General features: G+C 62.4%; 17 protein-coding genes. 13 read left to right on the top strand and 4 right to left on the bottom strand.

Features of this window, described 5'->3' with window-relative positions:
* Window positions 1-18: 18 nt before the first annotated feature.
* Complete coding sequence (gene rph / locus ACODSJ_RS17120) at window positions 19-741, bottom strand: ribonuclease PH (protein ID WP_489102851.1); 723 nt, start codon at window positions 739-741, stop codon at window positions 19-21.
* 274 nt (window positions 742-1,015) lie between these two features.
* On the opposite strand from rph, the gene ACODSJ_RS17115 reads away from it, so the two are divergent.
* The 6 genes from ACODSJ_RS17115 to ACODSJ_RS17090 all read left to right on the top strand — a co-directional run bounded on the left by ACODSJ_RS17115 (window position 1,016) and on the right by ACODSJ_RS17090 (window position 6,342).
* Entirely contained in the window at window positions 1,016-1,879 is an 864-nt protein-coding gene (locus ACODSJ_RS17115; protein WP_489102850.1) for a YicC/YloC family endoribonuclease, read from the top strand.
* A gap of 12 nt (window positions 1,880-1,891) precedes the next feature.
* Window positions 1,892-2,512 carry a guanylate kinase gene (gene gmk / locus ACODSJ_RS17110; protein WP_053126561.1) on the top strand — a complete coding sequence of 207 codons (621 nt, stop codon included), beginning with the start codon at window positions 1,892-1,894 and terminating at the stop codon, window positions 2,510-2,512.
* 200 nt (window positions 2,513-2,712) lie between these two features.
* Window positions 2,713-2,976 (top strand): DNA-directed RNA polymerase subunit omega, encoded by a 264-nt coding sequence (gene rpoZ / locus ACODSJ_RS17105; protein WP_003177259.1) that lies wholly within the window; start codon window positions 2,713-2,715, stop codon window positions 2,974-2,976.
* A gap of 60 nt (window positions 2,977-3,036) precedes the next feature.
* Complete coding sequence (gene spoT, locus ACODSJ_RS17100) at window positions 3,037-5,142, top strand: bifunctional GTP diphosphokinase/guanosine-3',5'-bis pyrophosphate 3'-pyrophosphohydrolase (RefSeq protein ID WP_489102849.1); 2,106 nt, start codon at window positions 3,037-3,039, stop codon at window positions 5,140-5,142.
* A gap of 23 nt (window positions 5,143-5,165) precedes the next feature.
* Window positions 5,166-5,546 carry a RidA family protein gene (locus ACODSJ_RS17095; RefSeq protein ID WP_053148685.1) on the top strand — a complete coding sequence of 127 codons (381 nt, stop codon included), beginning with the start codon at window positions 5,166-5,168 and terminating at the stop codon, window positions 5,544-5,546.
* 55 nt (window positions 5,547-5,601) lie between these two features.
* Complete coding sequence (locus ACODSJ_RS17090; protein WP_489102848.1) at window positions 5,602-6,342, top strand: hypothetical protein; 741 nt, start codon at window positions 5,602-5,604, stop codon at window positions 6,340-6,342.
* A 170-nt stretch (window positions 6,343-6,512) separates the two neighbouring features.
* Here the strand turns inward: ACODSJ_RS17090 and ACODSJ_RS17085 are convergent, their stop codons facing one another.
* Window positions 6,513-7,370, bottom strand: a complete 858-nt coding sequence (locus tag ACODSJ_RS17085) for an SDR family oxidoreductase (RefSeq protein WP_489102847.1) — start codon at window positions 7,368-7,370, stop codon at window positions 6,513-6,515.
* 189 nt (window positions 7,371-7,559) lie between these two features.
* Here ACODSJ_RS17085 and exbB point away from each other — a divergent pair, with 189 nt between their 5' ends.
* The 6 genes from exbB to ACODSJ_RS17055 all read left to right on the top strand — a co-directional run bounded on the left by exbB (window position 7,560) and on the right by ACODSJ_RS17055 (window position 14,558).
* A complete protein-coding gene (exbB, locus tag ACODSJ_RS17080) occupies window positions 7,560-8,561 on the top strand; it encodes a tonB-system energizer ExbB (RefSeq protein ID WP_489102846.1) in 1,002 nt (333 codons plus the stop codon).
* 6 nt (window positions 8,562-8,567) lie between these two features.
* Window positions 8,568-8,996 (top strand): TonB system transport protein ExbD, encoded by a 429-nt coding sequence (gene exbD, locus ACODSJ_RS17075; RefSeq protein ID WP_489102845.1) that lies wholly within the window; start codon window positions 8,568-8,570, stop codon window positions 8,994-8,996.
* Window positions 8,993-9,751, top strand: a complete 759-nt coding sequence (locus ACODSJ_RS17070; protein ID WP_489102844.1) for an energy transducer TonB — start codon at window positions 8,993-8,995, stop codon at window positions 9,749-9,751. Before exbD ends, ACODSJ_RS17070 begins: the two co-directional genes overlap by 4 nt.
* A 325-nt stretch (window positions 9,752-10,076) precedes the next feature.
* Window positions 10,077-10,997, top strand: coding sequence for a hydrogen peroxide-inducible genes activator (locus tag ACODSJ_RS17065; RefSeq protein WP_489102843.1), 921 nt, complete (start codon window positions 10,077-10,079; stop codon window positions 10,995-10,997).
* 9 nt (window positions 10,998-11,006) lie between these two features.
* Window positions 11,007-13,082 (top strand): ATP-dependent DNA helicase RecG, encoded by a 2,076-nt coding sequence (recG, locus tag ACODSJ_RS17060; RefSeq protein WP_489102842.1) that lies wholly within the window; start codon window positions 11,007-11,009, stop codon window positions 13,080-13,082.
* A 78-nt stretch (window positions 13,083-13,160) separates the two neighbouring features.
* Window positions 13,161-14,558: an aminoacyl-tRNA deacylase and HDOD domain-containing protein gene (locus ACODSJ_RS17055; RefSeq protein ID WP_489102841.1), complete on the top strand. Its 1,398-nt coding sequence runs from the start codon at window positions 13,161-13,163 to the stop codon at window positions 14,556-14,558.
* Between the two features lie 149 nt (window positions 14,559-14,707).
* On the opposite strand, the gene ACODSJ_RS17050 is transcribed toward ACODSJ_RS17055, so the two are convergent.
* Complete coding sequence (locus tag ACODSJ_RS17050) at window positions 14,708-15,082, bottom strand: helicase (RefSeq protein WP_489102840.1); 375 nt, start codon at window positions 15,080-15,082, stop codon at window positions 14,708-14,710.
* Between the two features lie 530 nt (window positions 15,083-15,612).
* Here ACODSJ_RS17050 and ACODSJ_RS17045 point away from each other — a divergent pair.
* The gene (locus ACODSJ_RS17045) at window positions 15,613-15,993 is read left to right on the top strand and encodes a DUF6124 family protein (RefSeq protein WP_489102839.1); all 381 of its coding nucleotides are present in this window, start codon (window positions 15,613-15,615) and stop codon (window positions 15,991-15,993) included.
* Window positions 15,994-16,498: 505 nt separating this feature from the next.
* On the opposite strand, the gene tagQ is transcribed toward ACODSJ_RS17045, so the two are convergent.
* Window positions 16,499-17,431 carry a type VI secretion system-associated lipoprotein TagQ gene (gene tagQ, locus ACODSJ_RS17040; RefSeq protein WP_489102838.1) on the bottom strand — a complete coding sequence of 311 codons (933 nt, stop codon included), beginning with the start codon at window positions 17,429-17,431 and terminating at the stop codon, window positions 16,499-16,501.
* Window positions 17,432-17,486 lie beyond the last annotated feature (55 nt).

The following is a 17,486-nucleotide window of genomic DNA, read 5'->3' as shown; positions in this document are numbered from 1 at the left end:
GTCTGAAGCAGGAATCGATCAGTCAGCCAATGCGGCCTTTTGCAGTTCGAAAATCTCGTTCATGCCTTTCTTCGCCAACTCCAGCATAGCGCTCAATTCTTCAGGCTGGAACGGCGCACCTTCGGCGGTGCCCTGGACTTCGATAAAACCACCGGAGCTGGTCATGACCACGTTCAGGTCGGTCTCGGCGGCGGAGTCCTCCAGGTAATCGAGGTCCAGCACCGGCTCGCCCTGGTACATGCCCACGGACACAGCGCCGATCATCTGCTTGAGCGGATCGCCGCCCTTGAGGCCGCCACGCTTCTTGATCACTTTCAAGGCATCGACCAGCGCAACCATCGCGCCGGTGATGGACGCGGTACGGGTGCCGCCGTCGGCCTGGATCACGTCGCAGTCGACATACAGGGTCACGTCGCCCAGCTTGGACATGTCCAGCGCAGCGCGCAGCGAACGACCGATCAAGCGCTGGATCTCCAGCGTCCGGCCGCCCTGCTTGCCACGACTGGCCTCGCGCTGGTTCCGCTCGCCGGTGGCGCGCGGCAGCATGCCGTATTCGGCGGTCAACCAACCCTGGCCCTGGCCCTTGAGGAAGCGCGGCACGCCATTTTCGACGCTGACCGTGCAGATGACCTTGGTATCACCGAATTCAACCAGTACGGATCCCTCGGCGTGTTTGGTGTAGTTGCGGGTGATGCGGATCGAGCGAAGCTGATCGGCAGCGCGACCACTTGGACGTTTCATAGGGAATACCTGTACAGAGGACGGAAAACTGCCGGGCATTATAGAGCCGTGGGCGGTCAGAGGGCAGTTTAACGCAGCCCGGTTCTAAAAAACCGCTGCGGGCGCCGCCTCTCGAACGCCCGTCCGACGGGCCGCAGTGCTTTGTCACATGCGCGGTTTGGGGCATGGGGCTCACTGCGCTACAATCCTGCGCCTTCGCAGCCCTTGGGCTGTTATCCACAGATTCCAGGCACCACGACCACGGTTGTGCCGGCCTGCATTGCGAGGAACCTCCATGGTGCACAGCATGACCGCCTTCGCCCGCGTCGAAAAAGCCGGGGCCCAAGGCACACTGAGCTGGGAGTTGCGCTCGGTCAACAGCCGCTACCTGGAGCCTCACCTGCGCCTGCCCGAATCTTTCCGCGACCTGGAAGGTGGCGTGCGCGAAGCGCTGCGCCAGGGCCTGTCCCGGGGCAAGCTGGAATGCACCCTGCGGTTTACCGAAGAGAACACCGGCAAGACCCTGCAAGTCGATCGCGAGCGTGCCGCGCAATTGGTCGCGGCGGCCGAAACCGTTGCCAGCCTGATCAGCAACCCCGCCGCCCTGAACCCACTGGAAGTGCTGGCCTGGCCCGGCGTGCTGGTGGGCGACGCGAGCGACCCGCAAGCCTTGAACGCCGAGGCGCTGGCGCTGTTCAACCAAGGCTTGAAAGAGCTCAAGGCCGGTCGCGAGCGCGAAGGCGCGGAATTGGCCCGACTGATCAACGAGCGCCTGAGCTCCATCGAGGAAGACGTCAGCACCCTGCGCGAACTGGTCCCGCAGATGCTCGCCACCCAGCGCCAGAAAATCCTCGACCGTTTTGCCGACATGAAGGCCGAGCTGGATCCGCAACGCCTCGAACAGGAAATGGTCATGCTCGCGCAAAAGAGCGACGTGGCCGAAGAACTGGATCGCCTGAGCACCCACATCATCGAAGTTCGCCGGGTGCTCAAGTCCGGCGGTGCGGCCGGTCGCCGCCTCGACTTCCTGATGCAGGAACTCAACCGCGAAGCCAACACACTGGGCTCCAAGGCCTTCGACCCGCGCAGCACCCAAGCTGCGGTCAACCTCAAGGTGTTGATCGAGCAAATGCGCGAACAAGTGCAGAACATTGAGTAAGGCTAACCCGACATGACCCACAGCACCGGCACTCTCTACATCATTTCCGCGCCTTCGGGCGCTGGCAAGACCAGCCTGGTCAAGGCCCTGATCGACGCCGAGCCGCAGATTCGCGTTTCGGTCTCGCACACCACCCGCGCCATGCGCCCGGGCGAAGTGAACGGGGTGAACTATCACTTCGTCGACCGCGAGGAGTTCGTGAAGATGGCCGAGCACGGCGACTTCCTCGAACGCGCCGAAGTCTTCGGCAACCTCTATGGCACATCGCAAAGCTACTTGCAGCAGACCCTGGACGAAGGCCACGACCTGATCCTGGAAATCGACTGGCAAGGCGCCGAGCAAGTGCGCAAGCTGATGCCCCAGGCCCGCTCGATCTTCATCCTGCCGCCCAGCCAGCAAGCGCTGCGCCAGCGCCTGACCAACCGCGGCCAGGACAGCGACGAGATCATCGAGGGCCGGATGCGCGAAGCGGTCAGCGAAATGAGCCACTACGTCGACTACGATTACCTGATCATCAACGACGATTTTGCCCACGCACTGGACGACCTGAAGGCGATTTTCCGTGCCAGCCAGCTGCAGCAAAAACGCCAGCAGCAACGTTTCGGTAAATTATTGGCTGAACTGCTGGGCTGAACAGCTCTTCCCAAAACCGCTGCGACGGCTTTACATTGGTACTCGCAGCGCGCCTGTGGCCTGCACGAATTAGCCACACAGGCCACTCAGGGTTTGGTGAACAAATCAGCGCTTCCCTAAACGCTGGTGTTTTTTTAAACTGTCGAGTCCGCTCGCCCAACCGGGCAGCGCGCATATTTGCATTCGCTCCGAGGAATACCATGGCCCGCGTAACCGTTGAAGACTGCCTAGAACACGTGGAAAACCGCTTTGAGCTGGTCATGCTCTCTACCAAGCGGGCCCGTCAACTGGCCACCGGTGGCAAAGAGCCGTTGGTCCAGTGGGAAAACGACAAGCCTACCGTTGTAGCGCTGCGTGAAATCGCTGAAGGCCTGATGAGCTACGAGTTCATCGCCAACGCAGAAATCGTTGAAGACGAACCGCTGTTCGCAGCGTTCGAGGACGAGTCCAACGAGGCGGTCTAATCCTATGCCTGGTCGACGTAGCACGGCGCGGGGTCACAGCAAACGGCAGGAGTCAGTACCATGCCGAGCATAGACGCCCTCGCCGATCGCTTATCGGCCTACCTCGGCACGGATCAGGTCAACCTGGTCCGCCGAGCCTATTTCTACGCCGAACAAGCCCACGACGGCCAACGCCGCCGCAGCGGCGAGGCGTACGTCACGCATCCTCTTGCAGTGGCCAATATTCTTGCCGACATGCACATGGACCATCAGAGCCTGATGGCCGCGATGCTGCATGACGTGATCGAAGACACCGGCATTGCCAAGGAAGCGCTGCAAGCGCAGTTCGGCGAAACCGTGGCCGAACTGGTCGACGGGGTCAGCAAGCTGACCCAGATGAACTTCGAGACCAAGGCCGAGGCCCAGGCCGAAAACTTCCAGAAAATGGCCATGGCCATGGCTCGCGACATCCGCGTGATCCTGGTCAAGCTCGCCGACCGCCTGCACAACATGCGCACCCTGGAAGTGCTTTCCGGGGAAAAACGTCGGCGAATTGCCAAGGAAACCCTGGAGATCTACGCGCCGATCGCCAATCGCCTGGGCATGCACGCGATTCGCATCGAGTTCGAAGACCTGGGTTTCAAGGCGATGCACCCGATGCGCTCCGCGCGGATCAAGCAGGCGGTCAAGCGCGCCCGGGGCAATCGCAAGGAAATCGTCAACAAGATCGAAGAATCCCTGAGTCATTGCCTGGCCATCGACGGCATCGAAGGCGAAGTCAGCGGCCGCCAGAAACACCTCTACGGCATCTACAAGAAAATGCGCGGCAAGCGTCGGGCCTTCAACGAGATCATGGACGTCTATGCGTTCCGGATCATCGTCGACAAGGTCGACACCTGCTACCGCGTATTGGGCGCTGTACATAATTTGTACAAACCGTTGCCCGGACGCTTCAAGGACTACATCGCGATCCCCAAGGCCAACGGCTATCAGTCGCTGCACACCACGTTGTTCGGCATGCACGGTGTGCCCATCGAGATCCAGATTCGCACTCGCGAAATGGAAGAAATGGCCAACAATGGCATCGCCGCCCACTGGCTGTACAAATCCAGCGGCGACGAGCAACCCAAGGGCACCCACGCCCGGGCCCGGCAATGGGTCAAGGGTGTGCTGGAAATGCAGCAGCGCGCCGGCAACTCCCTGGAGTTCATCGAAAGCGTGAAGATCGACCTGTTCCCGGACGAGGTCTACGTCTTCACGCCCAAGGGCCGGATCATGGAGCTGCCCAAAGGCTCCACGGCCGTGGACTTCGCCTATGCCGTGCACACCGACGTGGGCAACAGCTGCATCGCCTGCCGGATCAACCGACGCTTGGCGCCGCTGTCCGAACCGCTGCAAAGCGGCTCCACGGTGGAAATCGTCAGCGCCCCCGGCGCACGACCGAACCCGGCATGGCTCAACTTCGTGGTCACCGGCAAGGCCCGCACCCATATTCGCCACGCCCTGAAACTGCAGCGCCGCTCCGAATCCATCAGCCTCGGCGAGCGTTTGCTGAACAAGGTCCTGAACGGTTTCGACAGCGCCCTGGACAAGATTCCGGTCGAGCGCGTGCAGGTGATGCTCCACGAATACCGCCTGGAACTGATCGAAGACCTGCTCGAAGACATCGGCCTGGGCAATCGCATGGCCTACGTCGTCGCCCGCCGCCTGCTCGGCGAAGGCGAACAACTGCCCAGCCCGGAGGGCCCGCTGGCGATTCGCGGCACCGAAGGCCTGGTGCTCAGCTATGCCAAGTGCTGCACGCCGATCCCGGGCGACCCGATCGTTGGCCATTTGTCCGCCGGCAAGGGGATGGTGGTGCACCTGGACAACTGCCGCAACATCAGCGAAATCCGCCATAACCCGGAGAAATGCATCCAGCTCTCCTGGGCCAAGGATGTCACCGGCGAATTCAATGTCGAACTGCGGGTCGAGCTGGAGCACCAGCGCGGCCTGATCGCCTTGTTGGCCAGCAGCGTCAACGCGGCCGACGGCAACATCGAGAAAATCAGCATGGACGAACGCGATGGCCGCATCAGCGTCGTTCAACTGGTGGTCAGCGTGCACGACCGCGTGCACCTGGCCCGTGTGATCAAGAAACTGCGCGCCCTGGCCGGCGTGATCCGCATCACCCGCATGCGTGCGTAGCCACCCATTACAAGGAGTCATACATGACCAAAACCGTCATCACCAGCGACAAGGCCCCGGCCGCCATCGGCACTTACTCCCAGGCGATCAAGGCTGGCAACACCGTGTACATGTCGGGCCAGATCCCCCTGGACCCGAAAACCATGGAGCTGGTGGAAGGCTTCGAAGCCCAGACCGTACAGGTGTTCGAGAACCTCAAGGCCGTGGCCGAAGCGGCTGGCGGTTCGTTCAAGGACATCGTCAAGCTGAACATCTTCCTCACCGACCTGAGCCACTTTGCCAAAGTCAACGAGGTCATGGGCAAGTACTTCGAACAACCTTACCCTGCCCGCGCCGCCATCGGCGTGGCCGCCCTGCCAAAGGGTGCACAGGTTGAGATGGACGCCATCCTGGTCATCGAGTAACAAGGCCGGCGCAGCATTCCCCGCTGCGCCGTTTTCGTTTTGAAAGGATTCCACCATGCGCCAAGCGCTTGCTCTCTCGCTGCTCGCCCTGCTCCTGGGCGGTTGCGCCAGCGACCCTGCCAACCGTGACATCAGCGGCACCTGGATCAACCAGGCCGCCATCGACGCTGCCGCCAAGGGCGGCCCACTTCGCGAGGCGCTGCAGGGCTACGGCCCGAACCTGGAATGGGACGTCAACACCCAGGCAGGCCAGGCGCGCTACACCAACGGTTTTGAAAACGTCGAAGGCAAGTTGCTGGGCGAAGACGACGGCGCGTGGAAAGTCGACTTCTACGGCAGCTCTGCCAGCGAACTCAAGCGTGACGGCAACCAGTTGAGCCAGTCCGCCACTGAAAACGAACCGCAGCAATTGTTCGACCGCGCCACGATCCAGGTGCCGGAAGGCGCACCCGTCGGCGCCAGTTTCGAGCGTGCGCTGTATGCCGCCTACCTCGGCGGCACCTGGAACATCGCCAGCGGCCCCGGCCAGGGCGCCACCGTGCAGTTCCAACCCGACGGCCAGATCAGCGGCCTGCCGGGCGCCGATCGCTACGCCTTGTGCCTGGCCGGCGATTGCGCCTCCATGAGCGGCGGCAACGACAACATCTGGCTGCAAAAGAATGGCCAGGGCAACACCTGGATCTTCACGCGCGATGGCAAGAAGCTGGAGATCTTCCAGACCGTCAACACCGCGCTGGCAGACGAGATGCCGTCGTTCATACCGGGTAACCGGCAGTGGGTGCTCGAGAAGCAGTAACGCCGCTCTTTTTTATGGGAGTGGCCTACAAGATCAAAGCCTGTGGGAGCAAAGCTTGCTCGCGATAGCGGTGTTACAGCCACCAGAAATGTTGGATGTGCTGACCTCATCGCGAGCAAGCTTTGCTCCCACCGGCTCGCCTCCTCAAGTGTTTTTAAGGCGGCGATGAATCAGCAACGCCCTTCCAGAATCGCCGCATAGCCCTCACGAAAACTCGGATAGCGCGGCGTCCAGCCCAGGGCCTTTGCCCGGGCGTTGCTGCAACGCTTGCTGCCGGCGCGGCGCACGCTGGCGTCTTCTGCCCATTGGGTAACGCCCATGAACTCTCGCAACCAGCCCACCACGTCGGCCAACGGCGCAGGCGCGTCGTCGACACCAATGTAGCAATCGTCCAACGCCTTGCCCTGGCGATCGGCTTCGAGCAGAAAGGCCAGCAGGCCGGCGGCATCGTCGGCATGGATTCGATTGGCATACAGCGGCGGGTCGATCACTACGCGATAGCCCTGGCGCACCTGGCTGAGCAACCATTCACGGCCCGGGCCATAAATGCCGGTCAAGCGCACACGGCTGGCGGGAATGCCGCTGTCGAGCGCCAGTTGCTCGGCTTCGAGCATCAGGCGCCCGGAGTAGCCACCGGCCTCGGTGGGCGAGGTTTCATCGACCCATTCGCCGTTCTGTTGCCCATAGACACTGCTGCTGGACACGAAAAGCAGGCGCCTGGGCCGCTGGCCATGCCGCTTGACCCAACCCAACACATGCCGCAACCCATCGATATAGGCGGCGCGATAGCCCGCCTCGTCATGGTCGGTGGCGGCAGCGCTGTACACCAGGTAATCCAGCGGTCCGGTGGGCCAATCGGCCGGGCATTGTTCGCTGAACAAATCACCCGCGACCCCGACGACCCCCGCCGGCAGCTGTGCGACCGATCGTCGCAAGCCATGGACCTGCCAATGCTCAGCCACCAGACGACTGGCCAGGCGGCCGCCAATATCGCCGCAGCCGGCGATTAAAACAGAAGGCGCGGACATCAAAAAACTCCTCTGGCAAAGCCGCAGACTAGCCTCCGAGAGGGACGAGCGGCTAGCCATGCGACAAAATTAGCAACTGTATTGCTTTTGTTAACAAGAATTACTTGCAATAATGCACCCCGCTTTTGTTCTCGGCCTCACGAGGCCTGGAAGAACATCAACTTCTTTTCCTCCTCAGGTCCGGCCAGCATGAAACGTTCTCCATCCTCCGCTTCGCCAACCAATCGACCTCGCGCCTGGAGCGCGGTAGCCGCCCTGCTGTTCAGCCTGCTGCTGGCACCTGCCGCCGCATTCGCTGATCAAGCGTCCGCTCCCGCAGCCACTAACGAACCCGCTGCAAGCACCACGCCGGAAGTACCTCGCAACCCTGACGGTAGCGTGGACACCTCGTCACTTCCTCCAGAAGTCCAAAAGGCATTGTCCGAGCTCAGCGAGACGGCGAAGCTGATGGAACAAGACCAGCAAAATGCCGACAACTCCCTGGGCATGGCCCACGACCTGTCGCCATGGGGCATGTACAAGAACGCCGACATCGTGGTGAAGATCGTCATGATCGGCCTGGCCATCGCCTCGATCATCACCTGGACCATCTGGATCGCCAAAGGCTTCGAGCTGTTGGGCGCCAAGCGACGCCTGCGCGGCGAGATCGCGGCCCTGAAACAAGCCACGACCCTCAAGGAGGCCAGCGCCAGCGCCGCCAAGCAAGGCACCCTCGCCAACCTGTTGGTGCATGACGCACTCGAAGAGATGCGCCTGTCGGCCAACAGCCGCGAAAAAGAAGGCATCAAGGAGCGTGTGAGCTTTCGCCTCGAACGCTTGGTCGCCGCCTGCGGTCGCAACATGAGCAGCGGTACCGGCGTGCTTGCCACCATCGGCTCCACCGCACCGTTCGTCGGCCTGTTTGGCACCGTGTGGGGCATCATGAACAGCTTCATCGGCATCGCCAAGACCCAGACCACCAACCTCGCCGTCGTCGCTCCCGGTATCGCCGAAGCCCTGCTGGCGACCGCACTGGGCCTGGTCGCGGCCATTCCGGCGGTGGTCATCTACAACGTCTTCGCCCGCTCCATCGCCGGCTACAAGGCGCAGGTGTCCGACGCCTCGGCCGAAGTCCTGCTGCTGGTCAGTCGCGACCTGGACCACCTGCCGCCTGAGCGCGCTTCGCAACCGCATATGGTGAAAGTGGGGTAATCGGCCATGGGCCTGCATTTGAAAGAAGGCGCAGACGACGATCTGGCCGAGAACCACGAAATCAACGTCACCCCTTTCATCGACGTGATGCTGGTGCTGTTGATCATCTTCATGGTGGCGGCCCCGCTCGCCACCGTCGACATCAAGGTTGACCTTCCGGCCTCGACGGCCAAGCCATCGCCACGCCCCGAGAAACCGGTGTTCCTGAGCGTCAAGGCCGACCAGCGCCTGTTCCTGGGCGAAGAGGAGATCAAGACCGAAAGCCTCGGTGCCGTCCTGGATGCCAAGACCCAGGGCAAAAAGGACACGACGATCTTCTTCCAGGCCGATAAAGGCGTGGATTACGGTGACCTGATGAGCGTGATGGATGCACTGCGCGGCGCCGGCTATCTGAAGGTCGGCCTGGTCGGACTCGAGACGGCGCCCAAAAAATGATCACGACGCGCCAAAAGCTGACGCGTTACAGCGGTAGCCTGGCCGTGGTGCTGGGCGTGCATGCGCTCGCCATCGCGCTGACGCTGAACTGGACGTCACGCCCGCCCATTCAATTGCCACCCCAGGCGATGCTGGTCGAGCTGGCCCCTGTGCCTGCCCCGCCACCACCGGCACCGCCGAAAGTGGTGACGCCGCCGCGACCTCCGGAACCGGTCGAAGAACTGCCGCTGCCCAAACTGGCCGAAGCACCGAAACCCGAGATTTCCGTGCCCAAGCCGGTCAAGCCCAAGCCAAAGCCTCAACCGCCCAAACCCAAGCCTGTGGAAGAGAAGAAGCCGGAGCCGCCAAAGGAACAGCCGTCGGAGCAAAAGCCCAGCGACACGCCGCCAACCCCGTCGCCCGCCGAGAAATCCGCCCAGCCGGCCCCCGGCCCTTCGCCGGCCCAATCGGCAGCGAAGGCCAACTGGCAAGGCACGTTGCTGGCGCACCTGGCCAAGTACAAGAAGTACCCGCCCAGGGCCCAGCAGATGAACAAGGAAGGCATGAACCGCCTGCGCTTTGTGGTGGATGCCGAAGGCAATGTGTTGTCATTCGAACTGGTCGACAGCTCCGGTACGGACTTGCTGGACAAGGCCACCCTGGAAATGATCCGCCGCGCCCAGCCGCTGCCCAAGCCACCGCCCGAGTTGCTGACCAACGGCAGCGTCGAACTGACGGCACCGTTCGTTTACTCGATCGACAAGCGCAAGCGCTGATCCAACCCGAGTAATCCGGTGGCACGACGCATCCTGTGGCGAGGGAGCTTGCTCCCGCTGGGCCGCGAAGCGTCCCCAAAACCGGTAAATGCGCTGCATCAGGCAGATCGCATCCACCGGACCAGGGCCTGCTACGCAGGCCAGCGGGAGCAAGCTCCCTCGCCACAGAGGTCCAACCGATAGAAAGGCATCTAAAGGTGCCTTTTTCATATCCGGCAACGACCCAACAGACATTGGACCATGTCGCACCGCGCCCACAGTCTGATAACGTGCGTCTATCGATTGCAGCCGGTATGCTTGGCTCGCAACTTCACGGACGCCCGCTATGACTCTCACAGAACTGCGCTACATCGTTACCCTCGCCCAAGAGCAGCATTTTGGCCATGCGGCCGAGCGTTGCCATGTCAGCCAGCCGACGCTGTCGGTGGGCGTGAAGAAGCTTGAAGACGAGCTCGGCGTGCTGATTTTCGAGCGCAGCAAGAGCGCCGTGCGCCTGACCCCGGTGGGCGAAGGCATCGTGGCCCAGGCGCAGAAAGTGCTGGAGCAGGCCCAGGGCATCCGTGAACTGGCCCAGGCCGGCAAGAACCAGCTGACCGCGCCACTGAAGGTCGGCGCGATCTACACCGTCGGCCCGTACCTGTTCCCCCACCTGATTCCACAACTGCACCGGGTCGCTCCGCAGATGCCGTTGTACATCGAAGAAAACTTCACCCACGTGCTGCGCGACAAGCTGCGCAACGGCGAGCTGGACGCGATCATCATCGCCCTGCCGTTCAACGAGGCCGACGTCCTGACCCTGCCGCTCTATGACGAACCGTTCTACGTCCTGATGCCGGCCCAGCACCCCTGGACCCAGAAGAAAACCATCGACGCCGCCCTGCTCAACGACAAGAGCCTGTTGCTGCTCGGCGAAGGCCACTGCTTCCGCGACCAGGTGCTCGAAGCCTGCCCGACCCTGACCAAGGGCAGCGAAGGCGCCAAGCACACCACGGTGGAGTCCAGCTCCCTGGAAACCATTCGCCACATGGTCGCCTCGGGCCTGGGCGTGTCGATCCTGCCGCTGTCGGCGGTGGACAGCCACCACTATGCCCCCGGCGTGATCGAAGTTCGCCCACTGACGCCGCCCGCGCCGTTCCGCACCGTGGCCATTGCCTGGCGCGCCAGCTTCCCGCGGCCCAAGGCCATCGAGATCCTCGCCGATTCGATTCGTCTGTGCTCCGTGGCCAAGCCGCCCGCAGCCCAGTAAGCCGCCGCCATGACTGAGCTGTCGCAGGTACCGGTCACGACGCTCAAGGGCGTCGGTGAAGCCATGGCCGAAAAACTGGCCAAGGTCGGGCTGGAAAACCTCCAGGACGTGCTGTTCCACCTGCCGTTGCGCTACCAGGACCGCACCCGGGTGGTGCCCATCGGCCATCTGCGCCCAGGGCAGGACGCCGTGATCGAAGGCACCGTCAGCGGCGCCGACGTGGTCATGGGCCGCCGTCGCAGCCTGGTGGTGCGCCTGCAGGACGGCACGGGCGGCCTGAGCCTGCGCTTCTACCACTTCAGCAATGCCCAGAAGGAAGGCCTCAAGCGCGGCACCCGCGTACGCTGCTATGGCGAGGCGCGACCCGGTGCGTCGGGGCTGGAGATCTATCATCCGGAATACCGCGCCATCACCGGTGACGAACCGCCGCCGGTGGCTGAAACCCTGACCCCGGTCTACCCCCTCACCGAAGGCCTGACCCAACAGCGCCTGCGCCAGCTCTGCCAGCAGACCCTGACGCTGCTGGGCCCCAGCAGCCTGCCGGACTGGCTGCCCACCGAACTGGCGCGCGACTACCAACTGGCGCCGCTGGCCGATGCGATCCGCTACCTGCACCATCCGCCGGCCGATGCGGATGTCGAGGAACTGGCCCTCGGGCATCACTGGGCCCAGCACCGCCTGGCGTTCGAAGAACTGCTGACCCATCAACTGTCCCAACAGCGCCTGCGCGAAAGCCTGCGCTCGCTGCGCGCCCCAGCCATGCCCAAGGCCACGGACCTGCCGGCCCGCTACCTGGCCAACCTCGGCTTCACGCCGACGGGCGCCCAGCAACGGGTCGGCAATGAGATCGCCTACGACCTGAGCCAGCCCGAGCCAATGCTGCGGCTGATCCAGGGTGATGTTGGCGCCGGCAAGACCGTAGTCGCCGCCCTCGCCGCGCTCCAGGCCCTGGAGGCCGGGTACCAGGTGGCCTTGATGGCGCCAACGGAAATTCTCGCCGAGCAGCACTTCATCACCTTCCAGCGCTGGCTCGAACCACTGGGCATCGAAGTCGCCTGGCTGGCCGGCAAGCTCAAGGGCAAGAACCGCGCCGCCGCCCTGGCGCAAATCGCCGAGGGCGCGCCGATGGTGGTCGGCACCCATGCGTTGTTCCAGGATGAAGTGCAGTTCAAGAACCTGGCCCTGGTGATCATCGACGAACAGCACCGCTTCGGCGTGCAACAGCGCCTGGCCTTGCGCCAGAAAGGCGTGGGCGGACGGATGTGCCCGCACCAACTGATCATGACCGCGACGCCCATCCCGCGGACCCTGGCGATGAGCGCCTACGCCGACCTCGACACCTCGATCCTCGACGAACTGCCCCCCGGCCGTACGCCGGTCAACACCGTGCTGGTCACCGACACCCGGCGGGTGGAAGTGATCGAACGCGTACGCAGTGCCTGCGCCGAGGGCCGGCAAGCCTATTGGGTCTGCACGTTGATCGAAGAGTCGGAAGAACTGACCTGCCAGGCCGCCGAAACCACTTATCAAGACCTCACCGCCGCACTGGGCGAGCTGAAGGTCGGGCTGATCCACGGGCGCATGAAACCCGCCGAGAAAGCCGCCGTCATGGCTGAATTCAAGGCCGGGGCCCTGCAATTGCTGGTCGCGACCACGGTGATCGAGGTGGGCGTCGACGTGCCCAACGCCAGCTTGATGATCATCGAGAACCCCGAGCGCCTGGGCCTGGCGCAGCTGCATCAGCTGCGCGGCCGGGTCGGTCGGGGCAGCGCCGCGAGCCATTGTGTGCTGCTGTATCACCCGCCCTTGTCGCAAATTGGCCGTCAACGCCTGGGCATCATGCGCGAAACCAACGACGGTTTTGTCATCGCCGAAAAAGACCTCGAACTGCGCGGCCCCGGTGAAATGCTCGGCACCCGTCAGACCGGCCTGCTTCAATTCAAGGTGGCCGACCTGATGCGCGACGCCGACCTGCTCCCCGCTGTGCGCGACGCCGCCCAAGCCTTGCTGGAGCGCTGGCCGCAGCACGTCAGCCCGTTGCTGGACCGCTGGCTGCGGCACGGGCAGCAATATGGCCAAGTGTGAGCACGCTCTCAGTTTGAGGACGCGCGTGCCGGACAAGCTGGTTATACTGACCCACTTGTAAGAAAACGGATACAGACCATGACAGAAGCTGCCCTCGCCCCCGAACCACCGCACGCTCCGTCTGTTATTCGCCAGTTGCTTGAGAAATTGGGCATCGGCTTTGACGAAGTCCTTGAGCGACCGGGCCTGAACCCTGCCCGCAAAGTGCAAGCCGTGCTGCTGCATGATGCCGTTGGCGCGCTCATGGTGCTGTTTCCGCAAAACCAGCTGCTGGACCTCAACCGCCTGGCCGAACTCACCGGTCGCAAGCTGACAGCGGTGCCCACCGAACGCCTGGAACGCATGCTCGGCAAGCACAGCCTGAGCTTGCTGCCTGGCCTGCCGGCGCTGACCAGTTCGCCGTGCCTGTATGAAGAAAGCCTGCTGCGCGAACCGAAGTTGCTGATCAACTCCGGCGAACCGGGGCTGCTGCTGGAAGTGACCAGCGAAGCCTTCAAGAGCATGCTCACCAAGGCCAGCGCCGCGACGTTCGGCGAGGACCTGAGCAACATTTCCCCCAACCTGGACCGCCCGCACGACGACCGTGCGGAAATCACCCAGGCGGTACAGGCGTTCACCGCCCGGCGTATCCAGCAACGGCTGGAAGAAACCATCGAGATCCCGCCGCTGGCCGAGACCGCGCAAAAAATCATCAAGTTGCGGGTCGACCCGGACGCCACCATCGATGACATCACCGGCGTCGTGGAAACCGACCCTGCCCTGGCCGCGCAAGTGGTGAGCTGGGCAGCCTCGCCGTACTACGCCTCACCGGGCAAGATCCGCTCGGTGGAAGACGCCATCGTGCGGGTGCTGGGCTTCGACCTGGTGATCAACCTCGCGCTGGGCCTGGCCCTGGGCAAGACCCTGAGCCTGCCCAAGGACCACCCGCAACACACCACGCCGTACTGGCAGCAGTCGATCTACACCGCCGCTGTCATCGAAGGCCTGACCCGCGCCATGCCCCGCGCCCAGCGCCCCGAAGGCGGCCTGACCTACCTGTCCGGCCTGCTGCACAACTTTGGCTACCTGCTGCTGGCCCACGTGTTCCCGCCGCACTTCTCGTTGATCTGCCGGCACCTGGAGGTCAACCCGCACCTGTGCCACAGCTACGTGGAACAGCACCTGCTGGGCATCAGCCGCGAACAGATCGGCGCCTGGCTGATGCGCTACTGGGACATGCCCGAGGAACTGGCCAGCGCCCTGCGCTTCCAGCACGACCCCTACTATGACGGCGAATACGCCGCCTACCCGAACCTGGTGTGCCTGGCAGTACGCCTGCTGCGCGCCCGCAGCATCGGCTCGGGCCCCGACGAAGAGATCCCCGACGCCCTGCTCGAACGCGTGGGCCTGACCCGGGAAAAGGCCAACGACGTGGTCAGCAAGGTGCTTGAGGCGGAAGTGTTGCTGCGGGAGTTGGCTTCGCAGTTCAGCCATTGATGGCTGAGAACGCTATGGTGAGAAATAAAGCTGTGGGAGCAAAGCTTGCTCGCGATACAGGCGACTCGATTCCTGGGCGACCGCATCGTCCTCATCGCGGGCAAGCCTTGCTCCCACAGAGCCCTGTGCCCAAATAAAGTCATTGCCGCTTATGCCTTCTTCTTCGGCTTCAAATACTTCATCAGCCCCTGAAACCAGATCACCAGCGCCGGGTTGCCCTTGATCTGGATCGACTTGTCCTGGATCCCTGTCATGAACGCCAATTGCTTGTTCTTAGCCTGCATCGTGGCAAAGCCGTAGGCGGCGTCCTTGAAGCCAATGGCGAAGGCCGGCGCCGGGTGAACGCCACCCTTGCTGGTGATGCGCTGGTTTTTCACGGTGAAATGCCGAGCGACCTTACCGTCCAGGGTTTGCAGTTGAAACACCACGTCCTTATCGCCCAATTGCTCCTGGAACGCGGGATTGGTCCGACTGGCCTTGCCCATCAACCACCCCAGCATCCACAGCAGAAAACGAAATTTCATGGGCACAGCCTCGTGAGAAAAATGAATGGCTGGCGCAGTTTAGCGATTCCTTGACGAAACACCATCATCGAATAGATTTAGCGGAAGATAAGCCATTTTTCGCGAAAAATGACTGCCAAGTCACGAAACTAAAAGTCAAAAGATCGCAGCCTTCGGCAGCTCCTACATCGATTTCTGTAGGAACTGCCGAAGGCTGCGATCTTTTTTGGGGTTTTCCCCGCCTAACCCTCGGACATTTCCTTCAACACGCCGGGCGGTTCATGAACTAGGCAGTAGTTTCGAGCGCCGCTAACCTTTGTTCGTCATCGCAAAAAACGGTGATACGGACGTGCAAGTCCGACCTGGAGCACAATTGGTTATAGCTATTGAACGAGCATTTTTTTATGCTCGCGCCCCGTTATGGCAATTGTGCGTGGGAGACCTTCGGGTCTGCCGGATACTCCGGGCCGGTCTTGCACACTTACGCACAGTTGCCACCCTTTTCGAATGCAAGCGAGAGGATGTCGACCCCATATACCCGGAAAAATAATATGTTCAAGGTCACCCCAAATCCGCCGCAAAACGGCCATAAATCCCGCGTCGAAGCGCAGGAAGAAAAAAAGCTCGAAGACGCCGCCACCCGCGCCCTCGACTACTATCTCAACCCCAAGCCCACCCCTCCAGAACCCGACAGCACGCAGCTGTTCATCGTCGCCCCCCACATCGACACCGAAACCCTCCTCGCCAACGCCTCCGAAGACCTGCTCTCCATCAGCACCATCGCCGCCGACCTGGCCGACGATGTGGATGACTCACGCCGCTGCGTAGCCTTGGCGATCAGTCGCATGGCCGATGGGGTTCAGTTATTGGTCGAGCGGGCGTTGGATCATTTGGAAACGAAGGGGATGGCGGCGAGTAGCGCCAAGGTGTAGGGCCTTGCATTGATGCAAGCTGAGCCTACGCCTTCGCGAGCAAGCTTTGCTCCCACAGATCAGATAGGTGTACGACCGGGAGAGCCAGGTCGGCTACTAGGCCGCCTCGCTTTTGCTTTTGATCTGAAGGCCCCGTTAACCACGATGGCCGAACGCAGGCATTGTGGAGTGGGCATCCCGGCATGGATGCCGGGTTAGCCGCGCTGGGCCATGGATGGCCCTTCGCGGCGGGCCCACGGAGCAATGCCGGAGTGAGGGAACACCGAGCCTAGGCGAGGTGCCGAGTGGTGGGGCGAAGCGTTCTTTGCTTACTTTCTTTGGCGTTTGAAAGAAAGTAAGCCGCCGTAAGGGCGGAACCATAAGCCGCCGTTACCGCAGCAACGGATATGTACCCAATCAAAAAAAACCAAGCCAGCCACAAGGCCGCCATCGCGAGCAAGCTCGCCCCCACAGGTTTTGTGTGCTGATCACTCCCCAGCGGGAATGATCAGCAACAGTCACTCAATCAAACATTCGGGCAAGGCACCGGTGCCCAGTCGCCCAGGTCCGGGTTTTTGCACATGCTGTTGACCTGAGTGGTACCAGCGCTGGCGACCTGCTTGCTTTCATCCTGCTTGGCCTTGGCGGTCTGCAGGGTTTTCTCGGTGGTCACCGCTTCTTTCGGCACAGTTGGCAGCACTGGCTTCTTGGCCGGCTTCACTGCTTTCTTGGTTTTGGTGGTCGGCGCGACAACCGGTGTGGTGTCAGCGGCAGCGACGGTGACCACGTCAGTACGCTGCACGCCCACTTGTTGCAGGTCTTTCTCGTAGGCCTGGGTGTAGTTGTTCAGGTCTTCGGAGGCTTTGCCGTTGACCGCGACGATCAGGTCGTTGGACTCTTTCAGGCCCGCGACGATTTCAGCCAGGCGCTTGCGGCCTTCGGTGTCGTTGACGGTCTTGGCCTTGCGGTCGGCAACCAGTTTGCTGAACGCGTTCTGGTAGCACTGCTGCGACGTCTTGGCGTAGGCGGTGCTGCGGTCGATGTCGGAGACGCTTTTGTTGACGTCGGCGGCGTAGGACGCGATGCGCTGGTTGTCATCGGCGATCTGCTTCTGACGCTCGTTGTAGTAACCGACGGCACCACCGGCCAGGGCGCCGCCTGCGGCACCGATGGCGGCGTTGCGGCCACGGTTTTCGGAGTCGGTCAGGGCGCCCAGCAGTGCACCGCCCACCGCGCCGACGGCAGCGCCAGTGACCACAGACTTGGTCATGTTGCCTTCGGTGGAGCGCAAGTGCTGCACCGGCTCGTAGCAGTTAGGGTAGTACTCGACCTTGGTGCTCGACGCGACCTTGGAGGTCGGCGACGTGGCGCAGCCGGTCAGTACGGTGCTGAAGCCAACTGCGACCATCAGCAAGTGACGCTTGGAAACCGAAGCAAAAGGTTTACGGGAGAAAAGCATAGTTGTGTTCTCGTTTTAAGTTTTGACCAGCTCAGCGCAGCCCCATTGCCACCTG

It is taken from the genome of Pseudomonas sp. FG6, assembly GCF_057809015.1.
The sequence above is the reverse complement of the archived record's forward strand: the minus strand, read 5'-3'. Positions and strand labels throughout refer to the sequence as shown.